This is a genomic window from Gordonia sp. J1A (genome assembly GCF_055393515.1).
The window spans coordinates 2,986,600-3,005,268 of sequence record NZ_AP041607.1; the positions used below are offsets into that span (position 1 = coordinate 2,986,600).

At 67.7% G+C, this 18,669-nt stretch carries 12 protein-coding genes; 3 read left to right on the plus strand and 9 right to left on the minus strand.

Features of this window, described 5'->3' with window-relative positions; all coding sequences use genetic code 11:
- Nucleotides 1–30: 30 nt before the first annotated feature.
- Both ACZ5QD_RS13990 and ACZ5QD_RS13995 read right to left on the minus strand, forming a co-directional pair.
- A complete protein-coding gene (locus ACZ5QD_RS13990) occupies nt 31–804 on the minus strand; it encodes an MlaE family ABC transporter permease (RefSeq protein WP_062367247.1) in 774 nt (257 codons plus the stop codon).
- Entirely contained in the window at nt 801–2,558 is a 1,758-nt protein-coding gene (locus tag ACZ5QD_RS13995) for an FAD-dependent oxidoreductase (RefSeq protein WP_464366875.1), read from the minus strand. The genes ACZ5QD_RS13990 and ACZ5QD_RS13995 overlap by 4 nt, the downstream gene beginning before the upstream one ends.
- A 224-nt stretch (nt 2,559–2,782) precedes the next feature.
- Here ACZ5QD_RS13995 and ACZ5QD_RS14000 point away from each other — a divergent pair, with 224 nt between their 5' ends.
- On the plus strand, nt 2,783–3,391 hold the full coding sequence (locus ACZ5QD_RS14000; protein WP_464366876.1) for a TetR/AcrR family transcriptional regulator: 609 nt from the start codon (nt 2,783–2,785) through the stop codon (nt 3,389–3,391).
- On the opposite strand, the gene ACZ5QD_RS14005 is transcribed toward ACZ5QD_RS14000, so the two are convergent.
- Nucleotides 3,294–4,946: a DUF222 domain-containing protein gene (locus tag ACZ5QD_RS14005; RefSeq protein ID WP_464366877.1), complete on the minus strand. Its 1,653-nt coding sequence runs from the start codon at nt 4,944–4,946 to the stop codon at nt 3,294–3,296. The genes ACZ5QD_RS14000 and ACZ5QD_RS14005 overlap by 98 nt on opposite strands.
- A gap of 140 nt (nt 4,947–5,086) precedes the next feature.
- The gene (locus ACZ5QD_RS14010) at nt 5,087–6,925 is read right to left on the minus strand and encodes a flavin-containing monooxygenase (protein ID WP_062367245.1); all 1,839 of its coding nucleotides are present in this window, start codon (nt 6,923–6,925) and stop codon (nt 5,087–5,089) included.
- 168 nt (nt 6,926–7,093) lie between these two features.
- On the opposite strand from ACZ5QD_RS14010, the gene ACZ5QD_RS14015 reads away from it, so the two are divergent.
- Entirely contained in the window at nt 7,094–8,326 is a 1,233-nt protein-coding gene (locus tag ACZ5QD_RS14015; protein ID WP_278125441.1) for a helix-turn-helix domain-containing protein, read from the plus strand.
- A 65-nt stretch (nt 8,327–8,391) separates the two neighbouring features.
- Nucleotides 8,392–9,141, plus strand: a complete 750-nt coding sequence (locus tag ACZ5QD_RS14020) for a metallophosphoesterase family protein (protein WP_433820626.1) — start codon at nt 8,392–8,394, stop codon at nt 9,139–9,141.
- A gap of 19 nt (nt 9,142–9,160) precedes the next feature.
- Here ACZ5QD_RS14020 and ACZ5QD_RS14025 read toward each other — a convergent pair whose 3' ends face one another.
- The 5 genes from ACZ5QD_RS14025 to ACZ5QD_RS14045 all read right to left on the minus strand — a co-directional run bounded on the left by ACZ5QD_RS14025 (nt 9,161) and on the right by ACZ5QD_RS14045 (nt 18,619).
- On the minus strand, nt 9,161–11,977 hold the full coding sequence (locus ACZ5QD_RS14025) for a hypothetical protein (RefSeq protein ID WP_006896878.1): 2,817 nt from the start codon (nt 11,975–11,977) through the stop codon (nt 9,161–9,163).
- Nucleotides 11,974–13,737 (minus strand): HSP90 family protein, encoded by a 1,764-nt coding sequence (locus ACZ5QD_RS14030; protein WP_464366878.1) that lies wholly within the window; start codon nt 13,735–13,737, stop codon nt 11,974–11,976. The genes ACZ5QD_RS14025 and ACZ5QD_RS14030 overlap by 4 nt, the downstream gene beginning before the upstream one ends.
- 151 nt (nt 13,738–13,888) lie before the next feature.
- Nucleotides 13,889–15,337 (minus strand): Re/Si-specific NAD(P)(+) transhydrogenase subunit beta, encoded by a 1,449-nt coding sequence (pntB, locus tag ACZ5QD_RS14035; protein ID WP_006896880.1) that lies wholly within the window; start codon nt 15,335–15,337, stop codon nt 13,889–13,891.
- A gap of 6 nt (nt 15,338–15,343) precedes the next feature.
- The gene (locus tag ACZ5QD_RS14040; protein ID WP_006896881.1) at nt 15,344–16,876 is read right to left on the minus strand and encodes a Re/Si-specific NAD(P)(+) transhydrogenase subunit alpha; all 1,533 of its coding nucleotides are present in this window, start codon (nt 16,874–16,876) and stop codon (nt 15,344–15,346) included.
- Nucleotides 16,877–17,134: 258 nt separating this feature from the next.
- Nucleotides 17,135–18,619 (minus strand): FAD-binding protein, encoded by a 1,485-nt coding sequence (locus ACZ5QD_RS14045; RefSeq protein ID WP_045538111.1) that lies wholly within the window; start codon nt 18,617–18,619, stop codon nt 17,135–17,137.
- Between the last annotated feature and the right edge of the window lie 50 nt (nt 18,620–18,669).

Consider the following 18,669-nt stretch of genomic DNA (forward strand, 5'->3'; position numbering starts at 1 on the left):
GATGTGGTCCTCCGATTCACCGGTACCCGCCTAATGCAGAGAAAGAGTCGTGATGACGGCGTTCGCCAGGAACAGCAGCACGAAGCTGAACACGACCGTTTGGTTGACGGCGTCGCCGACGCCTTTGGGCCCGCCGCCCGCCTTGAAGCCGAGATGACAGGCGACTACGGCCGCGAGAAGTCCGAAGATGCCCGCCTTGAGTTCGCTGATCAACAGGTCTGACGTGCCGGTCAGGATGGGGATGGCGGTGATGTACTGGCCGGGTGTCGCACCTTGCAGGAAGACTCCGTACAGGTATCCGCCGGTGAGTCCGATGGCTGTCACCAGCCCGTTCAGAAATACCGCGACCACGCACGAGGCGATGACACGCGGTACCGCGAGACGCTGAATCGGGTCGATTCCGAGCACGCGCATCGCGTCGATCTCTTCGCGGATCGTTCGGGATCCGAGGTCGGCGCAGATGGCGGTGGCACCCGCTCCCGCGACGACGAGCACGGTGACGATCGGGCCGATCTCGCGGATGACCGCGATGCCCGCGCCCGCACCGCTGAGGTCGATGGCACCGATCTCATTGAGTAGGACATTGATCTGGAAGACGACCATCACGCAGAACGGAATCGACATCAGCATCGTCGGGACGATCGAGACACTGGCGATGAACCAGGCCTGCGCGACGAGTTCGCGCCATTGGAACGGTCTGCGCGGCAAGGCTTTGAGGATCTCCCAGAATGTCAGGAAGAAGGAACCGACTGTCTGGACTCCGTCGCGGGCCTTCCCGAGGGCGGGAGCGAAAGCCGCCGTCATCGGCTCACCGGCCTGTCGATCGGCGTGATCGGCAGACGCAAGGCACCGGGTGCCGACGCTGGAACCACCGGAGCGACAGGCGCCACCGGCTCGATCCGCTGATATCCGTCGCCCTGGGCCGGTCGAGTGTCGGCATGTCCCTTGTTGGGCCACAGGGCCGCCGCCCGCTCGGCCTGCGCGGAGATGGTCAGCGAGGGGTTGACACCGAGATTCGCCGAGACCGCCGATCCGTCGACCACGCTGAGCGTCGGGTAGCCGTGTACGCGGTGGTACGGGTCGATCACCCCGGTCGAGGCGTCGTCACCGATTACACAGCCACCGAGGAAGTGCGCGGTCATCGGAACGTTGAACACCTCGCCCCAGGTACCCGCCGGGACTCCCCCGATCTGCTCCGCGATGCGGCGCGTCGCTTCGTTGCCCGCGGGAATCCAGGTCGGGTTCGGTTGCCCGTGCCCCTGCCGGCTCGAGAGCCGCCGGCCCAGCAAACCTCGCTTGGTGAACGTGGTTATCGAGTTGTCGAGATTTTGCATCACGAGCGCGATCACTGTCCGCTCGCTCCACCCCTTCACCGCCAGGATCCGTCCGGTCGCGATCGGGTGGCGCAGCATGATTCCCAGGAAACGCACCCAGCGTGGCAGGCGTCCGTCGCCGTCGGTCATCGGCGCTTGCAGCATGCCCATCGCGTTGGAGCCCTTGCCGTAACGGACCGGCTCCACGTGCGTGTCGGGCGACGGATAGAACGACGACGTGATCGCCACTCCACGAGTGAGGTCGAGCGACTCGTCGACGCTGTAACGGATTGCACCGAGGATCGACTCTGAGTTGGTTCGGGTCAGCTCGCCCAAGCGCGACGAGAGCTGCGGGAGGCGACCGGAGTCCTTCAGTTTGTGCAGCAGTTGCTGCGTCCCCCACGTGCCCGCCGCGAGCACCACACTGCGAGCGGTGAAAACCTGTCTGCGCTTCCGCATCCACGCACCGGTGCGGACCGTGTGGACCTCCCATGAACCGTCGGCCGTCGAACGTAGGTCGGTGACGGTGGTGAGGGGATGGACCACCGCGCCGATCTTCTCCGCGAGACCCAGATAATTCTTGAGGAGGGTGTTCTTCGCACCGTGGCGGCATCCGGTCATGCACTCACCGCACTCGATGCAGCCCGTCCGTTCCGGACCGACTCCGCCGAAGTAGGGGTCGGGTGCGGTACGGCCGGGCGCCCCGAAATACACGCCGACGGGCGTCTGGATGAAGGTGTCACCGGCACCCATGTCGTCGGCGACAGCTTTCACGATCTCGTCGGCCGGCGTCATGTGCGGATTGGTGACGACCCCCAGCATCCGTCGTGCCTGGTCGTAGTAGGGGCTGAGCTCATCTTCCCAGTCGGTGATGTGCGCCCACTGCTCGTCGGCGAAGAACGCGCCCGACGGTTTGTAGAGCGTGTTCGCATAATTCAGCGAGCCACCGCCGACCCCGGCGCCGGCGAGGATGACGCAGTCGCGAAGCAGGTGGATGCGCTGGATCCCGTACGCACCCAGCTTCGGTGCCCAGAGGAATCGCCGCACGTCCCAGCTGGTCTTCGCGAAGTCGGAGTCCTCGAAACGTCGTCCCGCCTCCAGCACCCCGACGCGGTATCCCTTCTCCGACAGCCGCAGGGCGGTGACACTTCCGCCGAACCCTGATCCCACGACGAGGACGTCGTAGTCGCGCTCACTGGAGGCGCTCTGCCGGAGAGGCCGAGGGTTCCGTCGGGGATCTGGCATGGGCTTCTCCGTCGCTGAGATGGTTGGGCCGGCGCACCGGTCTAGGAGGTGATCTGGGTTATCGAGCTCAGACACTGTGATTTGTACTGCACATTGTTTATACATTTATGGCGGTTGTGTCAACTAGATCAGCAGTTTCTCCTGAACTGTCAACGATGCCGGGACGTCCTCAAACGCCCGAAACGCACGGAAGGCCTCAGTGTTTGCCCGCGTAGACTGGCCGCATGGGTGAGAGTCGGACCTTCCACAGCGAGGTCCGCAGCCTCCTCCGAAACCGAATACTCGACACCGCAGGCGACCTCGTGATCGCCCACGGCTGGTCCTCGGTCAACATGTCACGCGTCGCCCGCGAGGTCGGGATCAGCCGGGCCGGTCTCTATAACGAAATGGGGACGCGTCAGGATCTGGCTGCGGCGTTGGTGGCTCGGGAAGCCGACCGCTTCCTCACCGGTGTCACTGAGGCCATTTCGACCCATGCCCCCGATCTGGTGGAGGGCCTCGCCGCCGCCGCGGCAGTCACGCTTGCGACCGGTGAGCAGAACCGGCTTCTGCTGTCGGTGGTGAGCGAAGGTGCCCGGGCACGTGAGACCGAGCTCCTGTCTTTAGTCGCGGTCGATTCCGAAACGGTTCTCGGTCGGGCGATGCACGTAGTGGCCGAACAATCGCGGTCGGTGGCACCCGAGATCGGCGATGCAGACCGGGCGACACTAGTCGAAGTGTTCGTGCGCCTCACCGTCAGTCACCTGCTTCAACCCCGTGGCGACCATACGGCCGCGGTTGATCAGATCCGGGCGACCGTCCGCGGTCTGATCTCGACGTTCGTACAGCCTTGAGGACGGAGCAGGGCCGAGCGCTGAGGCCTCGAGATGCCCGCACGGTCAGGCCGCAAGCTCGGTTGAAAAGGCGTTCGAGGTCTGTACCCGGGTCCGGCGCAGCGTGATTGCGCGGCGGTGGGTGCAGGTGCCGTGCTTGTCCGGCGTGGTGGATGGGGTTGAGGCGCCAGGGTTGGTTGGTGGTGGCTGGTCGCCAGGCCATGCGTCCGGCGTGGGGCCCGTCGGTGAGGATGGTGGTCTCCCATTGGCCGCGGTTGGTGCCGACGGCGCAGTTGTGGCGTCCGCAGGCGGCGCCGAGGGCGTCGATGTCGGTGCGCCCTCCCGGGGGTGATCCAGTCCGGTGCGTGGTGGGCCTGGGTTTGGGCGAAGGGTCGGTCGCAGCCGGGGGCGGTGCAGCCGCGGTCGCGGGCGAACAACGCCAACCGCTGCGCTTTACTAGCAAACCGAGCCCCACGACCCTGGTAGAGGACCTCGCTGGTGTGATCCGGAAGACCGCCAAATGCGGCACAGCCTCGGCGGCGAGCCGCACGAGTTCACCGATCGGAACACGGGTGCCGGTGGCGGTCAGGGAGATGCCGGCGTGGGCGGCGAGTTCTTGGTCGGTGACGGTGATGACCAACTCCGCCGGTATCCGGTTCGGTGCACCGAGTCCGCCGTGGGCGAGAACGTAATCACACAGGGCCAGCAGCGCGTCGTGCGTGCGTTGGGCGGCGCTGCGCAGATCACGGCCCCGCGCCGCCGCGAGAGCCTCGGCGTCGAGGTCGTCGGCGTCGACGGTTCCAGTCGGTGAGTCCGGGTCGGCGGGGTTGTTCATCCCGGGTGCGGCCCACGCGGTGAGGATCACTTCGAACTTCGCCCGCAACTCCGGAGTCATCGCGCCGCGGACTTTGCTCATCAACTGCCGATCCTGCGGGAGGATGGTGATTCCGCGTTGGCGTTGCCGGTCGACGTGATCGCTCTCCTGGCCGTCGGGGTCCAGGTGAGCGAGCAGTCGGTCACCGACCTTGCCCAGATCATCGGGGTTCAATCCGGCCGCTGCGTCGGCCAACTCCGCCTCGGCGCGGGCCTTGACCTCCGCTGCGATACAGCCGGGCACTTTCGCCAGCACGGCGAGATGACGAGAGCGTGTTCGGCACCGATGTCCCGCTCGCCACTGCCGCGGCGGTAGCCGGCTTCCGGGGAGGCAGCGTCTGCCTTGAAAGTTCGAGAACTCGCCGATCGCCTCAGCCATCCGGAGCCGCCGACCGGCCTCGCGCGTTCCCAGCCGCAAGCCCTGTGAGAGGTACTGGTGCGGATTCAGATAGCCCGCAGTGCGGTGCGCGTTGCGGTCGGAGACCTCCACCAGCAGCGCCGCGGAGATGCCGTCCCAGCGTCGCCGAATCCGTTCGGCGATCTGCGTGTGCGCCAGCAGTTCCGGTTCGGTCTCCGGCGACAGCGAGGTCTCGGCGAGCTTCACCGCCGCGGCATCGATCAACGCCAACAACTCTGAAGGCCGGTCCGGCAGTGCACCGGTGGCAACGACAGTGGCGACCGAATCGGTGATCGGATCGCTCATCGCTGCCACCTCCCCCGAGTGTTTCAGCTGGTCAAACCATGTTTTCTTGACTACCTGAACGCTATCACCCAGGTCCGACAAAACGACTCGCGTCGACGGCTGACCGCCCGAACCTGGTGTCCGGGCGGTCAGCCAATGTCTCAACTCAGGTGATGGACCTCCTGCAATCCGTAGACCGGCGTGTCCAGCCCCTCGAACCGGGCCTTCAACTGCAGCGCCAGGTACAGCGAGTAGTGGCGCGACTGGTGCAGATTGCCTCCGTGGAACCAGAGTCCCGGCTGCTGCGTCGGCTTCCACATGTTCCGCTGCTCGCCCTCCCAAGGGCCGGGGTCCTTGGTGGTGTCCGAGCCCAGACCCCACACCTTGCCGACGCGATCGGCCACTTCCTGGCCCATCAGATCCGCCGCCCAGCCGTTCATCGAACCGTATCCGGTGGCGTAGACCACGACGTCGGCCGGAAGTTCGGTCCCGTCCTCCAGAATCACCGAGTTCTCCGTGAGACGCTGCACTCCGCCCTTGGCGAGTTTGATGGTCCCGTCGGCCACCAGCTCGCACGCCCCGACGTCGATGTAGTAGCCCGAACCGCGGCGCAGGTACTTCATGAACAGACCCGAGCCGTCGTCGCCGAAGTCCAGATCGAATCCCGCGGCCTCAAGCCGCGCATAGAAGTCCTTGTCACGCTCCCGGATCTGGTCGTACAACGGGATCTGGAACTGATGCATGATCCGGTACGGCAACGATGCGAAGGTCATGTCGGCCTTCTTGGTCGTCATCCCGTCGGCCACTGCCTGCTCGCTGTAGAGCGCCCCGAGACCGATCTCCATCAACGAGTCCGATTTCACGATGTGCGTCGACGACCGCTGGACCATCGTGGTGTCGACTCCCGCTTCCACGAGCGCCTTGCAGATGTCGTGGGCGGAATTGTTCGCACCGATCACCACCACCTTCTTGCCCACATACTCATCGGGTCCCGGATGTCTGCTGGAGTGGTGCTGCTCGCCGGCGAACACGTCCTGTCCCGGGAACTCGGGGACGTTGGGCTTGCCCGACATCCCGGTCGCGAGCACCAACTGTGTCGGGTGCAGTGTCATCGGCTCACCGTCGCGGACGAGTTCGACGGTCCAGCGTCCGGCCGCCTCGTCGTAGGCGGCGGATGTGCACTCGGTCCTGCTCCAGTACGGCACCTCCATCACCTTGGTGTAGAACTCCAGCCAGTCGCCGATCTTGTCCTTGGGCGCGAACACCGGCCAGTTGGGCGGGAACGGCAGATATGGAAGGTGGTCGTACCAGACCGGATCGTGCAGGCACAGCGTCTTGTACCGGCCACGCCACTGATCGCCTGGCCGATCATGCTTGTCGACGACGATCGACGGAACGCCGAGCTGCCGCAACCTCGCACCGAGCGCGATTCCGCCCTGGCCGCCGCCGATCACGAGGACGTAGGGCTGGACGGCTCGGCCGAGTTCGGCCTCCTCATCCTCCTTCTTCTCCGCCCACGACCGGCGGTCCGGGTCACTGCCGTGCACCGCGCCCCTCGGCCGGCGCAAGCCGCTGGGCTCTTCGAAGCCCTTCAACTCCTGCAAGGTGGTGAGCAGGGTCCAAGCTCGGTCGACGCCGTCGTCGTCCTGCTTGATGCGCAAGTGACCGTCACCGCGACCCACCCGGGTCTCGAACTCGATGAACGCCTCGACCACCCCGTCGGTCTCATTCGCCTCCTCTGTGCGCGCGAAGCCGCCGGCCGCCGCATCCGATTGACGCGCGGCGAGCATCGCGACGATCTCGTCGTGTCCCTCGACCGTCTTCAGGTTCCAGGTGAACGCCACCAGATCACGCCAGAACGAGTCCGCCACGAACAACGAGGCGACCTGTTGCGGATCCCCCGAGGCCAGGGCTCGATCGAACTTCTCGAGCCAGGCGTCGATGCGTTCGGACGGGGTGTGCCGCCCGGTGTCCACCGGCCGATCCATGGTCTGCGTCATGACTGTGTCCTCTCACTACGGTCATTCAATGTTGTGATGCACAGCACACTCCTTCGGATTGGGGCCGACAAGCGTTGCAGGGGGTTGCAACCGGCTTGACGACCGCGCGGGCGGGGGTGAAGCTGAATCCGTCATGTGACGACCACCACAGCGGTATGAGGGAGTCCGATGTCGAACGCGACGGCCCGGCCGGTGCCGGAACCGGCGATCTCCTCCGGCGACGATCCCCGCGAGTTCGCGGCCGTGCTCCGCGCGGTCTACGACGCCGCACGATCCGGCGACCGACTGCCCGCCCGCCCGAGATCGGTGATCGGGCAGTCGTGGGACCGGGTCACCACCGCGGGCGTCGATCCCGATCGCGGAGCCGGACACGACCCGCTCGATCCGGGTGAGGTGGAGTGCCGTCGCGCCGAATCCGGACTGGCCGACGTCCTCGAATCGGTCACCGGCAACCTCGAAGTCCTCATCTCCGGCGGGGACAATCTCCTCGTGGTCGCGGACGCCTCCGGCCACGTTCTCTGGCGGTCGGGCGGGCCGGAGGTTCTGCGCCGCGCCGACCGACTCGGGTTCACCGAAGGGGCCTCGTGGTCGGAGCGGAATGTGGGGACCAACGCGATCGGGACGGCGCTGGTCTCACGCCAAGCCGTCCAGGTGTTCTCCGCCGAACACTTCGTCCGCACCCACCACACCTGGACGTGCACCGGTGCACCCATCCGCGATCCGCGGACAGGCGACGTGATCGGCGTCGTCGACGTCAGCGGCCCGGCTCCGTCGATTCATCCCGCGACGCTCGCATTGGTCGACTCGGTGGCACGACTCGCGCAAGCGCAACTGCGTGATGCCCACCGCTCCCGCCTCGACCTGCTCCGCAGCGTCGCCGCACCGATTCTGGCCCGCACCGGAGCACCGGCCCTCGCGGTGGATCCCCACGGGTGGGTCGCCGCCGTCGACCGGCTGCCTCCCCGCACCCGGGTCTCGCTTCCGCGGGACTTCAGCGCCGGGCGCGCACACGTCGGTGATCTGGGACCGTGCGACGTCGAGCCCCTTCCCGGCGGCTGGCTCCTGCGCGTCACCGATCCGGACGAAACGGCCGCCACCACGCATGTCGTGCTCGTCGAAAGCACCGACGGGCCCGCGACAGTACATGTCGACTCTTCGGGTGCGGCGTGGGTCCTCCATCCGTCACCGCGGCATCTTCAGATCCTCCGGCTCCTCGCCGCTCATCCCGATGGACTCAGCGCGGCCGAACTGTCGGCGCACCTGTTCGGAACCGCGGATCGAACCGTCACGGTCCGCGCCGAGATGTCCCGGTTGCGGCGCAAGCTCGGCGGGCTGCTGGTGGCCTCGCCCTACCGTTTCGCCGACATCGTGAGCGTGGAAGTGTCACCGGCGCCGGCGTGATCTGACTCAGGTGCATCGGTCGTCTAGCCTGGATCAGGTATCGGCCGATGCCCAAAAGGAGACGCATGTTCGTCATCGCACAGATAAGCGATCTCCACTTCGACGGCGGCCCCGACCACCGCAGGCGGGTGGCCGCGCTGATGGATTATCTCAACGGTCGCTGCGGCGGCCCGCGGAACGTGGATGCACTGCTGGTGACCGGCGATATCGCCGACGAGGGGCTCCCCGAGGAATACCGCGAGGCCCTCGACGCGCTCGTCACCGACATTCCGACTCTGATGACCCTCGGCAACCACGACGAACGCGCCGCGTACAACTCGGTGGTGACCGGGACCGAGTGCAGTGAACCGGTGAACTCGGCACTCCGTCTGTCCGGACTCCTGGTGCTCGCGCTCGACTCGTCGATCCCCGGCCGCTCCGACGGCTACATCTCCCGCGGCACCCTCGACTGGGCGCGCGCGCAGATAACGGAAGCGGGCCCGGACACCGACGTGCTGGTGGCCTTCCACCACCCGGCGGTCCCGGTCGGGATCCCGTTCATCGACGACCGCAGACAGCTCGATCCCGGACTGCTCGCGGAGTTCGTCGGCGAGCACCCGAACATCGTCGGCTGCGTGGCGGGGCACGCGCACACACCGGCCGTGACAACCTTCGCCGGGCGGCCGCATGTCATCGCCCCCGGCGTCGCCTCGACCCTGAACCTTCCGTTCGAGGGCACCGACGTCCTCAACATCGCTCAGCGTCCCGGCGTCGCCTTCCACCTGATCGACGACGACCACCGGCTCACGACCCATTTCCGCGGAGTGCCGGTGTAGCTCGTCGGCCCACCGCGGATCACTCGTCGTTCAACTCGAACGCCAGCTGGTTGAGCCCTGGATGCTCGGGGTCGAGCCGTAGTCCTTCGAGCACCAGGTCCCACGCCCGTGCGCGCCCGTCGTCGCCGCCCGCCTCCACGGCCATGAGCGCCTGCAGATTCAGTCCGCTCAACGCCAGCGGAAGCCAGTTGGCCGCCGACGATCGCTCCACCACCGACTGCAGCAGCGCCTCGGCGCGCTCGGGGTCCGTGGACCGGAGGATGTCGGCGCGAGCGAGATCGAGCCGGGTTCGCTCGAAATCGACCGGACCGTCGACGCTCAGCTCGTCGTAGACGCGCTCGGCGCGCTCCAGCAGGCTCACGGCGGTGGCGTCGTCGCCCCCGAAGTGAGCGGCCAGAGCGGCGGATCGGAGCACCTCGCCGAGATCGTGCTGCGCGCCGAACTCGGCGAACAGCTCCGCCGCATGGTCGAAGTCGGCCATCGCCTCGGGGTGCCGTCCGAGATCCATCAGTTCGCTCGCACGCGCCTGATACAGCTGCGCGAGGTACCCGGGATGTTCGTCGCCCACCACCGTGTCGAGCACCCGGGAGAACGAGATCACCGCGTCGTCCGGGAGCCGAGCCGACGATTGCGCACGGCCGAGCACCGCGAGACCGGCAGCGACGGCATCCTCGTCGCCGCGCTCGGACATCCGGTCGATCACCGGCCGTACCGCCTCGATCACCCGCCGCGCGTCGTCGCCTCGCGAGAGCTGCATCCGGGCCAAGTCGATCAACGCGGCATCGGCTTGATGATCGAGGCCTTCCACCATCCAGACGGCGATCGCCTGCTCCTGATCGGTCACCGCACCGTCGAAGTCCTCGGCCGCCGTGATCCGGAGTTCGGCCCGCTGAGCGAGCAGAGGCGCACGCTGCGCGTACCGGGAGTTCTCGACGGCCTCGTCCAGCAGACGCAACGCCGCCTGCTCATCGCTCATCGACTGCAGTTGCGCGGCGAATCCCAGGACGCCGGCCAGCTGGGCGTGGGCTTCGAGGCGTTGGTCGGGCGTCGAGGCGGCCGCGACCATCCGGCGGGCTGAGACGAGCGCCGCGTCGATCTCGGCGTCGGGAGAGTATCCGGCGGCGGCCCGCATCGACGCCGCCATGATGTGCAGCGCCGCCGCGATCGAGTAGGCATCGGCCTCCGCCGAGCCCGGGCGCGACGCCATCTCGTCCTCCACGAGGCGGATCTCGCCCGCCAAGCCGCGTCGCAGCGTCTCGATCCCCGCGTCCACCGCACGGCCGGCTCGCTCACCGTCCACGGGTTCGCTCGCCACGGCGACGAAACGCCAGTAGTTCGCCTGAGACAGCGCGGCCCACGCCGGATCCGGGTCCGGCGCCGACAGGAGCCGCTGCGGATCGAGGACGCCCTGTGCCGCCGCCTCCACATCGGCCATGAGTTCGGCCTGCGCCGCCATGGCCGGATACTCCGCGCGCGCCGCCGCAGCGGCTTCCCGCAGTGCCGCCTCGGCGGCGTGACGATCGCTACGGCGCAGGTCGGAGGCCAGCATGATCCGGGCCCGCGCCAGGCTGCGGCCGGTGAGTTCGCCGATCCGGCCCGCGAGCGCCTCGGCGCACGCCTCGGCCCTGCGACTCGAGACCATGGAGAACACGGCCATGCCGCTCATCAACTCCTGGGCCGTCCGTTCGGCGACCGGCTTCACCCGGTCATCGGGCCGACCCGCGGCGCGGAGCGCCAGGGTCTGCTCGACCCACGTCGAGACCGCGCCGCTGCCGTTGCGGATGTCGAACCCCCGGGCGATGTCGCGCGCCACGTCGGCGAGTTCGGCCGCCAGATCGGCCGCCCGTCGGGTCCGGGCCGGACGACCCGGATCGGTGTGATGGGAGATCACAGCGTCCCCGTCCACCGCCGCGGCCGAAGCGAACGCCGCCGACAGCGCCGCGGCCAGCCGCGCCCGGTCGAGCGGCGTGAAGCAGTCGTCCAGATGGGGCAGGCGGCTCACCGCCAGATCCCGTGCCCGCCCGAGCTCACCGACGCGCAACAGCGCGGGAATGGCTTCGGCGTGGCCGGTGGAGCCCGGGAACTCACCGTAGATCCGGTCGATGTGCTCGGCCGCCAGTACGACGTCGTCGCGCCGGCCGGCCGCGGCGTAAGCACCGATCAGCGCGACATGCGTCTCGGCGGGGAAGAACCCGCATCGCTCGCCGTCGTCCACTAGATCCGGCTCCGACAACTCGAGCGCTCGCGCGTGATCGCCGCACCGGCTGTAGAGCGCCGCGACCATCGCTCGCGCACCCTCCCGGCAGGTGCCGGCCGGCGGAGCGAAGTCCCGGCACTCGTCGAGGAACCGGCGGGCCGCGTCGGGGTCGCCGCGGTGCAGTGCGATCTTCGCGCGCACCACCGCGACCAGCGCATCCGACTCGTAGCCCGTCCCGCGGGTCCGCCGGATCCAGTCGTCGAGCAGATCTCGCACTTGGTCGAGCGACAGTTCGGGGACGTCGGGCACCGATTCGAGGAAGTCGACGAGCGTGGTGTTGAGCTGTTCGAGCTGTGTCGGCTCCAAATCGAGCGTCGCCGCCTGGCGGTCGTGGGCCCGGAGCATCCACGCCAGCAGAGTCAGCACGTCGGCCGCGGTCCCGGACCACAGCGCCGCGTAGGAGGCCTCGAGCCGGACGACGAACCGCCAGTAGTCGTCGCCCAGTTCGTCGGCCCGGGCGATCAGCGCGGGAAACGCCCCGAAATCCTCGTGGCCGAACCGCGGATCCCCGTACCGCGCGTGCCAGAGGTCGTTGACGAAACTCTCCAGACGCGGATCGTGCGTCGGCTGGTCGGTCACCTGGCGCCCGCCCGAGTAGCGAGATCCGCCAGCAGCATCACGGCTTCGTCCACGTCCCTGGCCGCGTCCGACGACAACGATCGGTGCGCTCGCACCAACGCCTGGCTGTAGACCGTCCGGACCAGGGCGCCCGCCACCGTCGGATCGGTGATCGACGGCAACCGTCCCACGAGCGTGTTCGCCACGTTCAGCAGCAGCACCGGCCGGCTCGGCACCTGATGGTCGTGCGCGTCGACCGCGGCGACCGCGGCCAACCACGCGTCGGGGTCCCCGGCGACCTCCGACAGCATCTCGCGACGGTCGCCCGCGAGTTTCGCCGAGTCATCGGTCAGCAGCACACCCGAGAGTTCGCCGGGCTCGATGGCCGTCAGATCCACGTCGCAGCCGTACGGCGCCAGCGCGGTTCCCGCCAGGGCGAGGGCACCGGCGAACCGCGTCCGCACATCGTCACCGACGTCTCCCAGCGCGGTCAGCAGCATCTCCTGCGTCACGTACTCGCCGGTGATGTCGGGGTCGGCGGCGATCAGCGCGCGGACCACGCCTGTCTCGAAGGCGTAGCCGGCGTTGACCAGGCCGAAACCCCGGCTGCCCAGGATGTCGCCGAGGACGCGGAAGTCATCGACGCTGCCGGTGTACCGCAGGTCGCCGAATCTCGCTCGGAAGGTCGCGAGCGGCATCGGCCCGTAATTGGTCTCGAAGACGCAGTGCCGGTCGACGAAACCCAGCAGTTCCGGCCGGTGGGCCGCGAGCGCCTTGATCCCCTGCTCGTGGACGCTGAGGAACTTCGCTCGTGTGGCCGGCCGCTGCTCGAGCCCGGCGAGCCAGGCCAGAACCTGCGCGCCGAGCGACTCGACGACGTCGTGGAACAGATCGTCGCGCACCACGCTCTCCCTCGATGCGGTCGGAGTCAGTCCGGTGGCGTCGACGACGACCCGCACGAAGAACGCCCACTCCGGGAGCAGCTCCGCGAGGTCGCCGACCAGGAGTCCCTTGACGTGGACGCGGTGCTCCGACCGTGCCACGAGGTCTCCGCCGCTGGGCGGAACGAACGCGACGCCGCGCAGACCCGCTTCGGGGATGTCGACCTGAAAGGTGTCGAGCGGAGTGAATCCGAACTCGTCCTGGCAGTAGGCGACCTGCGCGGCGACCCGGCGGCCCGCCTCGGCCGCGAAGACCTCGACCGGTGGATTGACTCGGCGTCCGTTCACCGTGACCGGGGTCGGGTGCAGGGCGGTGTATCGCGCAGCCAGCGAGGCCACGCGGTCGGGATCGAGCCACTGCTCGAATCCCGGACGTGCGCAGATCCGCACGGTGGTGCCGGTCTCGCTCCGGTCTCCCGGTCCGGTCTCGACGGTTCCGGACGCATCGCCCACCCACCGGACCGGGTCGTGTCCTTCGGCCTTCGACGAGACCTCGATCCGGTCCCCGGCCAGGAATCCGCTGAGCAGCCCGACGCCGAACTGGCCGATCGTCGCCTGCTCGGAGAATCCGAGCTCGTCCCGTTTCGAGCTGCGGCCGATGGTCCCCAGCAGCTCGGCGATCTGGTCCGCCCGCATCCCGACGCCGGTGTCGGAGATGGCGAACTCGGCCCCGTCGGCCGTGATGACGATGGGTTGATCGGCGCTCGGGCGCTCGGTCTGGGCGTCGATCGCGTTCTGAAGCAGCTCCCGGACGAATACGCCCGGGTTGGTGTACAGATTGTTCCCCAGTACATCGATGAGTCCGCGCAGGTCCACATCGAAGACCCCAGTTTGCTCCATGTCTGTCGATGGTAGGGGTCGCCGGTGACACTCCCGGGCCCCGGGATCGGCGAATCCAGTCGTCCGGCGAACCGAGGCCGCACCGCCCCCGGGACGACGAGCACCCCGCCGATCCGGACGGATCGACGGGGTGCTCGGGATCGGTGCCCGGTTACAGAGCAGCGATGATGTCTTCGACGCGGTCCTTCGCGTCACCGAAGAGCATCTGGGTGTTCTCGCGGAAGAACAGCGGGTTCTGGACGCCCGCGTAGCCGGCCGCCATCGAACGCTTGAAGACGATCACGTCCTTGGCGTTCCAGACCTCCAGCACCGGCATGCCCGCGATCGGCGAGCCCGGATCCTCCGCGGCAGCCGGGTTCACGGTGTCGTTGGCGCCGATGACCAGCACGACGTCGGTCTCGGGGAAATCGTCGTTGATCTCGTCGAGTTCGAGCACGATGTCGTACGGCAGCTTCGCCTCGGCCAGCAGCACATTCATATGGCCGGGGAGACGACCGGCCACCGGGTGGATGCCGAACCGGACATCGATGCCCTTCGCGCGCAGCCGGGACGTCAGATCCGCGACCGGGTACTGCGCCTGGGCCACCGCCATGCCGTAGCCCGGGGTGATGATCACCGACTTGGCGCCGGACAGGAGCTCGGCGGCAGCCTCCGCGTTGATCTCGCGGTGTTCGCCGTAGTCGGTGTCGTCGGCCGGTCCGGCCTCGATGCCGAAACCGCCGGCGATGACCGAGATGAACGACCGGTTCATCGCCTTGCACATGATGTAGCTCAGGTACGCACCCGACGAGCCGACCAGCGCACCGGTGACGATCAGCAGATCGTTGCCGAGCAGGAAGCCCGAGGCCGCGGCGGCCCAACCGGAGTACGAGTTCAGCATCGAGATGACCACCGGCATGTCGCCGCCGCCGATGGAGGCGACCAGATGCCATCCGAGGAACAGCGCCAGAGCGGTGATGACCGCGAGCAGGATCATCGACGTGGTGTTGTCGTGGGTGTCGGACGCGACGTACACGCCCGTCAGAACCGCGAACACCACCAGCGAACCGACGTTGATGAAGTTCTTACCCGGAAGCATCAGCGGCGCCGACTTCATCTTCGCCGAGAGCTTCAGGTTGGCGACGATCGAACCGGTGAGGGTGACCGCACCGATGAAGATGCCGATCGCGATCTCCGCCTCGTGGATGTTGGTCAGCGACCGAACGTTTCCGGGATCGACGCCTGTGACGTCGAAGCCTTCGATCGCCCCGTTCCAGCCGATGAGCACGGCGGCCAGACCGACGAACGAGTGCAGCAGCGCGATGAGCTCGGGCATGCCGGTCATCTCGACGATCTTGGCACGCCACAGACCGATCAGCGCGCCGACGACCACGGCGCCGAACATCAGGACGATCGGCACCCACTTCATGTCGAGCGAGTCGAGGTCGACGATGTTCTTCAGGACCAGGACGATGGTGGCGACCAGCGCGATCGCCATGCCGACGATGCCGTAGGTCAGACCGCTCTTAGCCGACTCATGCTTCGACAGTCCGGCGAGCGAAAGGATGAACAGCAGCGATGCGATGACATACGCCGCAACGGTGATTGCAGTGATTCCCATGAGTGATCACGCCCCCTTGCTGAACATGGCGAGCATGCGACGGGTGACCGCGAAGCCACCGAAGATGTTGATCGATGCGACCAGAATCGCGATCGTCGACAGGATCTGAACGGTCACATTGTCGGACGCGATCTGCAACAGCGCGCCGACCACGACGACACCGGAGATGGCGTTGGTCACCGACATCAGCGGCGTGTGCAGCGCGTGCGCCACATTGCCGATGACGTAGTAGCCGATCACGATCGCCAGCATGAGCACCGTGAAGTGCTGCGGGATCGGCGGCGGCGCAAAGGCCACCACCAGACCGAAGATCACGATCCCGACCAGCGAGAGCGCGACCTTCTTGGCGGGCGACATCGGCTCCTTGGGCGGGGCGACCTCGGCCGGTTCCGCGGCGGCGGCCTTCGGTGCCGCCGACACCTGCACCGGGGGCGGCGGCCACATACCCTCGCCGTCGCGCGTCACCGTGATGCCGCGCTGGACGACGTCGTCCATGTCCAGCGTCAGCTCACCGTTCTTCTCCGGCGTCAGGAGCTTCAGCAGGTTGACGATGTTGGTGCCGTACAGCTGCGAGGTCTGCGCGGCCAGCCGGCCCGCGAGATCGGTGTAGCCGAGGATCGTCACACCGCCGGGGGTGACGACCTTCTCGTCGGCCACGGTGCCCTCGGCGTTGCCGCCGTTGGCCGCCGCCATGTCGACGATCACCGAACCGTTCTTCATTCCGGCGACGGTGTCGGCGCTCAGCAGTTTCGGTGCCGGACGGCCCGGGATCAGCGCGGTGGTGATGACGATGTCGGCGGCGCGGGCCTCCTCGTCGTACATCGAGGCGGTCGCGGCCTCCTGCTCGGCCGTCATCTCCTTGGCGTAGCCGTCTTCGGACTTCTCCGCCTCGAAGTCGACCTTGACGAACTCGGCGCCCATCGACTCGACCTGCTCGGCCACCTCGGGACGCACGTCGAAGGCACGCACCACGGCGCCCATCGCCGAAGCGGCACCGATCGCCGCCAGACCGGCCACGCCGGCACCGACCACGAACACACGCGCGGGCGGAATCTTGCCCGCCGCGGTCACCTGGCCGGTGAACATCCGGCCGAACTCATGTGCGGCCTCGACCACTGCGCGGTAACCCGCGACATTGGCCATCGACGAGAGAACGTCCATGGACTGTGCACGCGAGATACGCGGTACCGCGTCCATCGCCAGCGCGGTGATGCCCGCACTGCGCAGCTTCTCCAGCAGTTCCGGATTACGGGCCGGAGCCATCATCGAGATGAGGACCGCACCGCGCCGCATACGGGCGATCTCGTCGTCCGTCGGGGCGTTGACCTTGACCACGACGTCGGCGGCCCACACCTCGTCGGCCGAACCCAGACGCGTGCCCGCCTCAGCGAACGCCCCGTCCGGCTGCTCGGCGCGATCACCGGCGCCGGCCTCGACGATCACCTCGTAGCCGAGCTGCTGCAGCTGCGCCACCGTCTTAGCGGTCGCGGCGACGAGAGTCTCGCCCGCCTTTGATTCCCGGGGGATACCGATCAGCATTTCACTGCCTCTCCCACACTCATATTCAGCTTCACCTTGTCTTACAGAACATGGCGCACGATGATTCGACGCCAACGCTGTAGACGACAGGCGGGAGCCCCACGGGATGTACGGGCGTCTAAGCCTGCGTCGGCCAGTGCTTCATCGAACTCGCGCGACACGCCGCAGGTGGCCACGTGACCGACCCTGCTGATGGAAAACGTGGCATGACGTTAGCACGCCCTGCCACGCGGACCAGGGGCCGGTTAGATACGTCACTTACCGGACAGTAACCCGATTTCGCACGGTCGCTGCATGTGCCGCGTGACGCCCCGCCCGGCGACCGAAGTACGAGCCCTCCCCCAGTTGGGTGCCGCTGGCGTAGCCCTTTCCGTCCTGCGCGAGGTTCGCCGCACAGGCTCCGGCGGCGTACAGTCCGTCGATCACGGAGCCCTCCTCGGTCAGCACCTGGCCGTCCAGCGAAGTGGCCATGCCGCCGACGGTGAACCCGGCGTACAGCGCCTTCCCGAGACTCATGTCGAACGCCGCCCACGGCCCGGTGTCCTGCGGCGCCAGGAACTCGGGGCTCTTGTGGAAGTCCGGATCCTCGCCCTTGGCGGCGTACTCGTTGTACCGATCGAGGGTCGCGTGCAGCGTGGCCCGATCGAGGCCGAGGCCGTCGGCCATCTCGTCGACCGTCTCCCAGCCGTCGATGAAGGGCGCCAGCGGGAACTCTGGCCGCTGCATGTGCGCCTCGTCGACGATGAGGAAGGCGGCGCGGTCGGTCTGGTCCATCACGAATCCGGACGTCCGCGAGTGATAGGAGTCCTCCGCGACGAACCGCTTGCCCTCCTTATTCACGATCAGGCCGGTGAGGAGGATCGACGGCGGGTACACCGGCGCGGTGATGAACGCCTGGTCCATGTGCTTGAGTCCGGCGCCCACCGATGCGCCCATTCGGATTCCGAGACCGTCGTCGTAGGTGCTGCCGAGCGTGAACGGCTTCTCCGCGAGCTGCGGAACGTACTCGGCGACCATGTCGGGGTTCATGACGAATCCGCCCGCGGCGATCACCACGGCGGAGGCGCGAATGAAACCGTCCTCGCCGCCGGCCTTCCAGTAGGCGCCGACCACGGCACCGGAGTCGTCGACGACGAGCCTGCGCGCCCCGACCTCGTAGCGGATCGGCACGCCCCGCTCGCCGAGACGCTTCACCAGGAGTTCGATCACCATGCCCGCGCCGCCGGTGTCGCCGGGCACGGGCACCTTGTGACCGCGCGGCGCCGGGACGGCCTGTTCGCAGAACGGCCACACCTTCTCGTTGCCGGTGTACATCAGTCCCTGGGTCTGCGGTTGGATGACCGCCTTCTCCGGGTAGTACGAACGCTCGAACTGGAAGCCGAGCGACTCGAGCCAGCCGAAGTGCTCCACGCTGTCGTCGCAGTAGGCCTTGATCTTGTCCGGCTCCGGGTCGCGCGAGACGGCGGTGATGTACTTGGCCATCTCCTCCGCGCTGTCCTGGTGTCCGGTGGCCGTCTGCACCGCGGTGCCACCGCCGAGGTAGAAGTGTCCTCCCGCCATGCAGGTGGTGCCGCCGGCCGCGGCCGATCGCTCGAGCACCAGCACCGACGCCCCGGCCTCCGCCGCTTCGAGCGCCGCGCAGCAGCCGCCGATGCCTGCGCCGATCACCAGCACGTCGACGGTGTCGCTGTACTCGGCGACGTCGGAGGCATTCACGATTTCAGGGAGGTCCAGTCCACTCATGGGAGACAGCCTAGACCAGAAATAGAACGTGTTCTAGAGACTTGGGCCGG

What these genes read in the sequence shown, in the direction of transcription:
- ACZ5QD_RS13990 (WP_062367247.1), bottom strand. Translation starts at nt 804, where the DNA reads ATGACGGCGGCTTTCGCTCCCGCCCTCGGGAAGGCCCGCGACGGAGTC.
- ACZ5QD_RS13995 (WP_464366875.1), bottom strand. Translation starts at nt 2,558, where the DNA reads ATGCCAGATCCCCGACGGAACCCTCGGCCTCTCCGGCAGAGCGCCTCC.
- ACZ5QD_RS14000 (WP_464366876.1), top strand. Translation starts at nt 2,783, where the DNA reads ATGGGTGAGAGTCGGACCTTCCACAGCGAGGTCCGCAGCCTCCTCCGA.
- ACZ5QD_RS14005 (WP_464366877.1), bottom strand. Translation starts at nt 4,946, where the DNA reads ATGAGCGATCCGATCACCGATTCGGTCGCCACTGTCGTTGCCACCGGT.
- ACZ5QD_RS14010 (WP_062367245.1), bottom strand. Translation starts at nt 6,925, where the DNA reads ATGACGCAGACCATGGATCGGCCGGTGGACACCGGGCGGCACACCCCG.
- ACZ5QD_RS14015 (WP_278125441.1), top strand. Translation starts at nt 7,094, where the DNA reads ATGTCGAACGCGACGGCCCGGCCGGTGCCGGAACCGGCGATCTCCTCC.
- ACZ5QD_RS14020 (WP_433820626.1), top strand. Translation starts at nt 8,392, where the DNA reads ATGTTCGTCATCGCACAGATAAGCGATCTCCACTTCGACGGCGGCCCC.
- ACZ5QD_RS14030 (WP_464366878.1), bottom strand. Translation starts at nt 13,737, where the DNA reads ATGGAGCAAACTGGGGTCTTCGATGTGGACCTGCGCGGACTCATCGAT.
- pntB (WP_006896880.1), bottom strand. Translation starts at nt 15,337, where the DNA reads ATGGGAATCACTGCAATCACCGTTGCGGCGTATGTCATCGCATCGCTG.
- ACZ5QD_RS14040 (WP_006896881.1), bottom strand. Translation starts at nt 16,876, where the DNA reads ATGCTGATCGGTATCCCCCGGGAATCAAAGGCGGGCGAGACTCTCGTC.
- ACZ5QD_RS14045 (WP_045538111.1), bottom strand. Translation starts at nt 18,619, where the DNA reads ATGAGTGGACTGGACCTCCCTGAAATCGTGAATGCCTCCGACGTCGCC.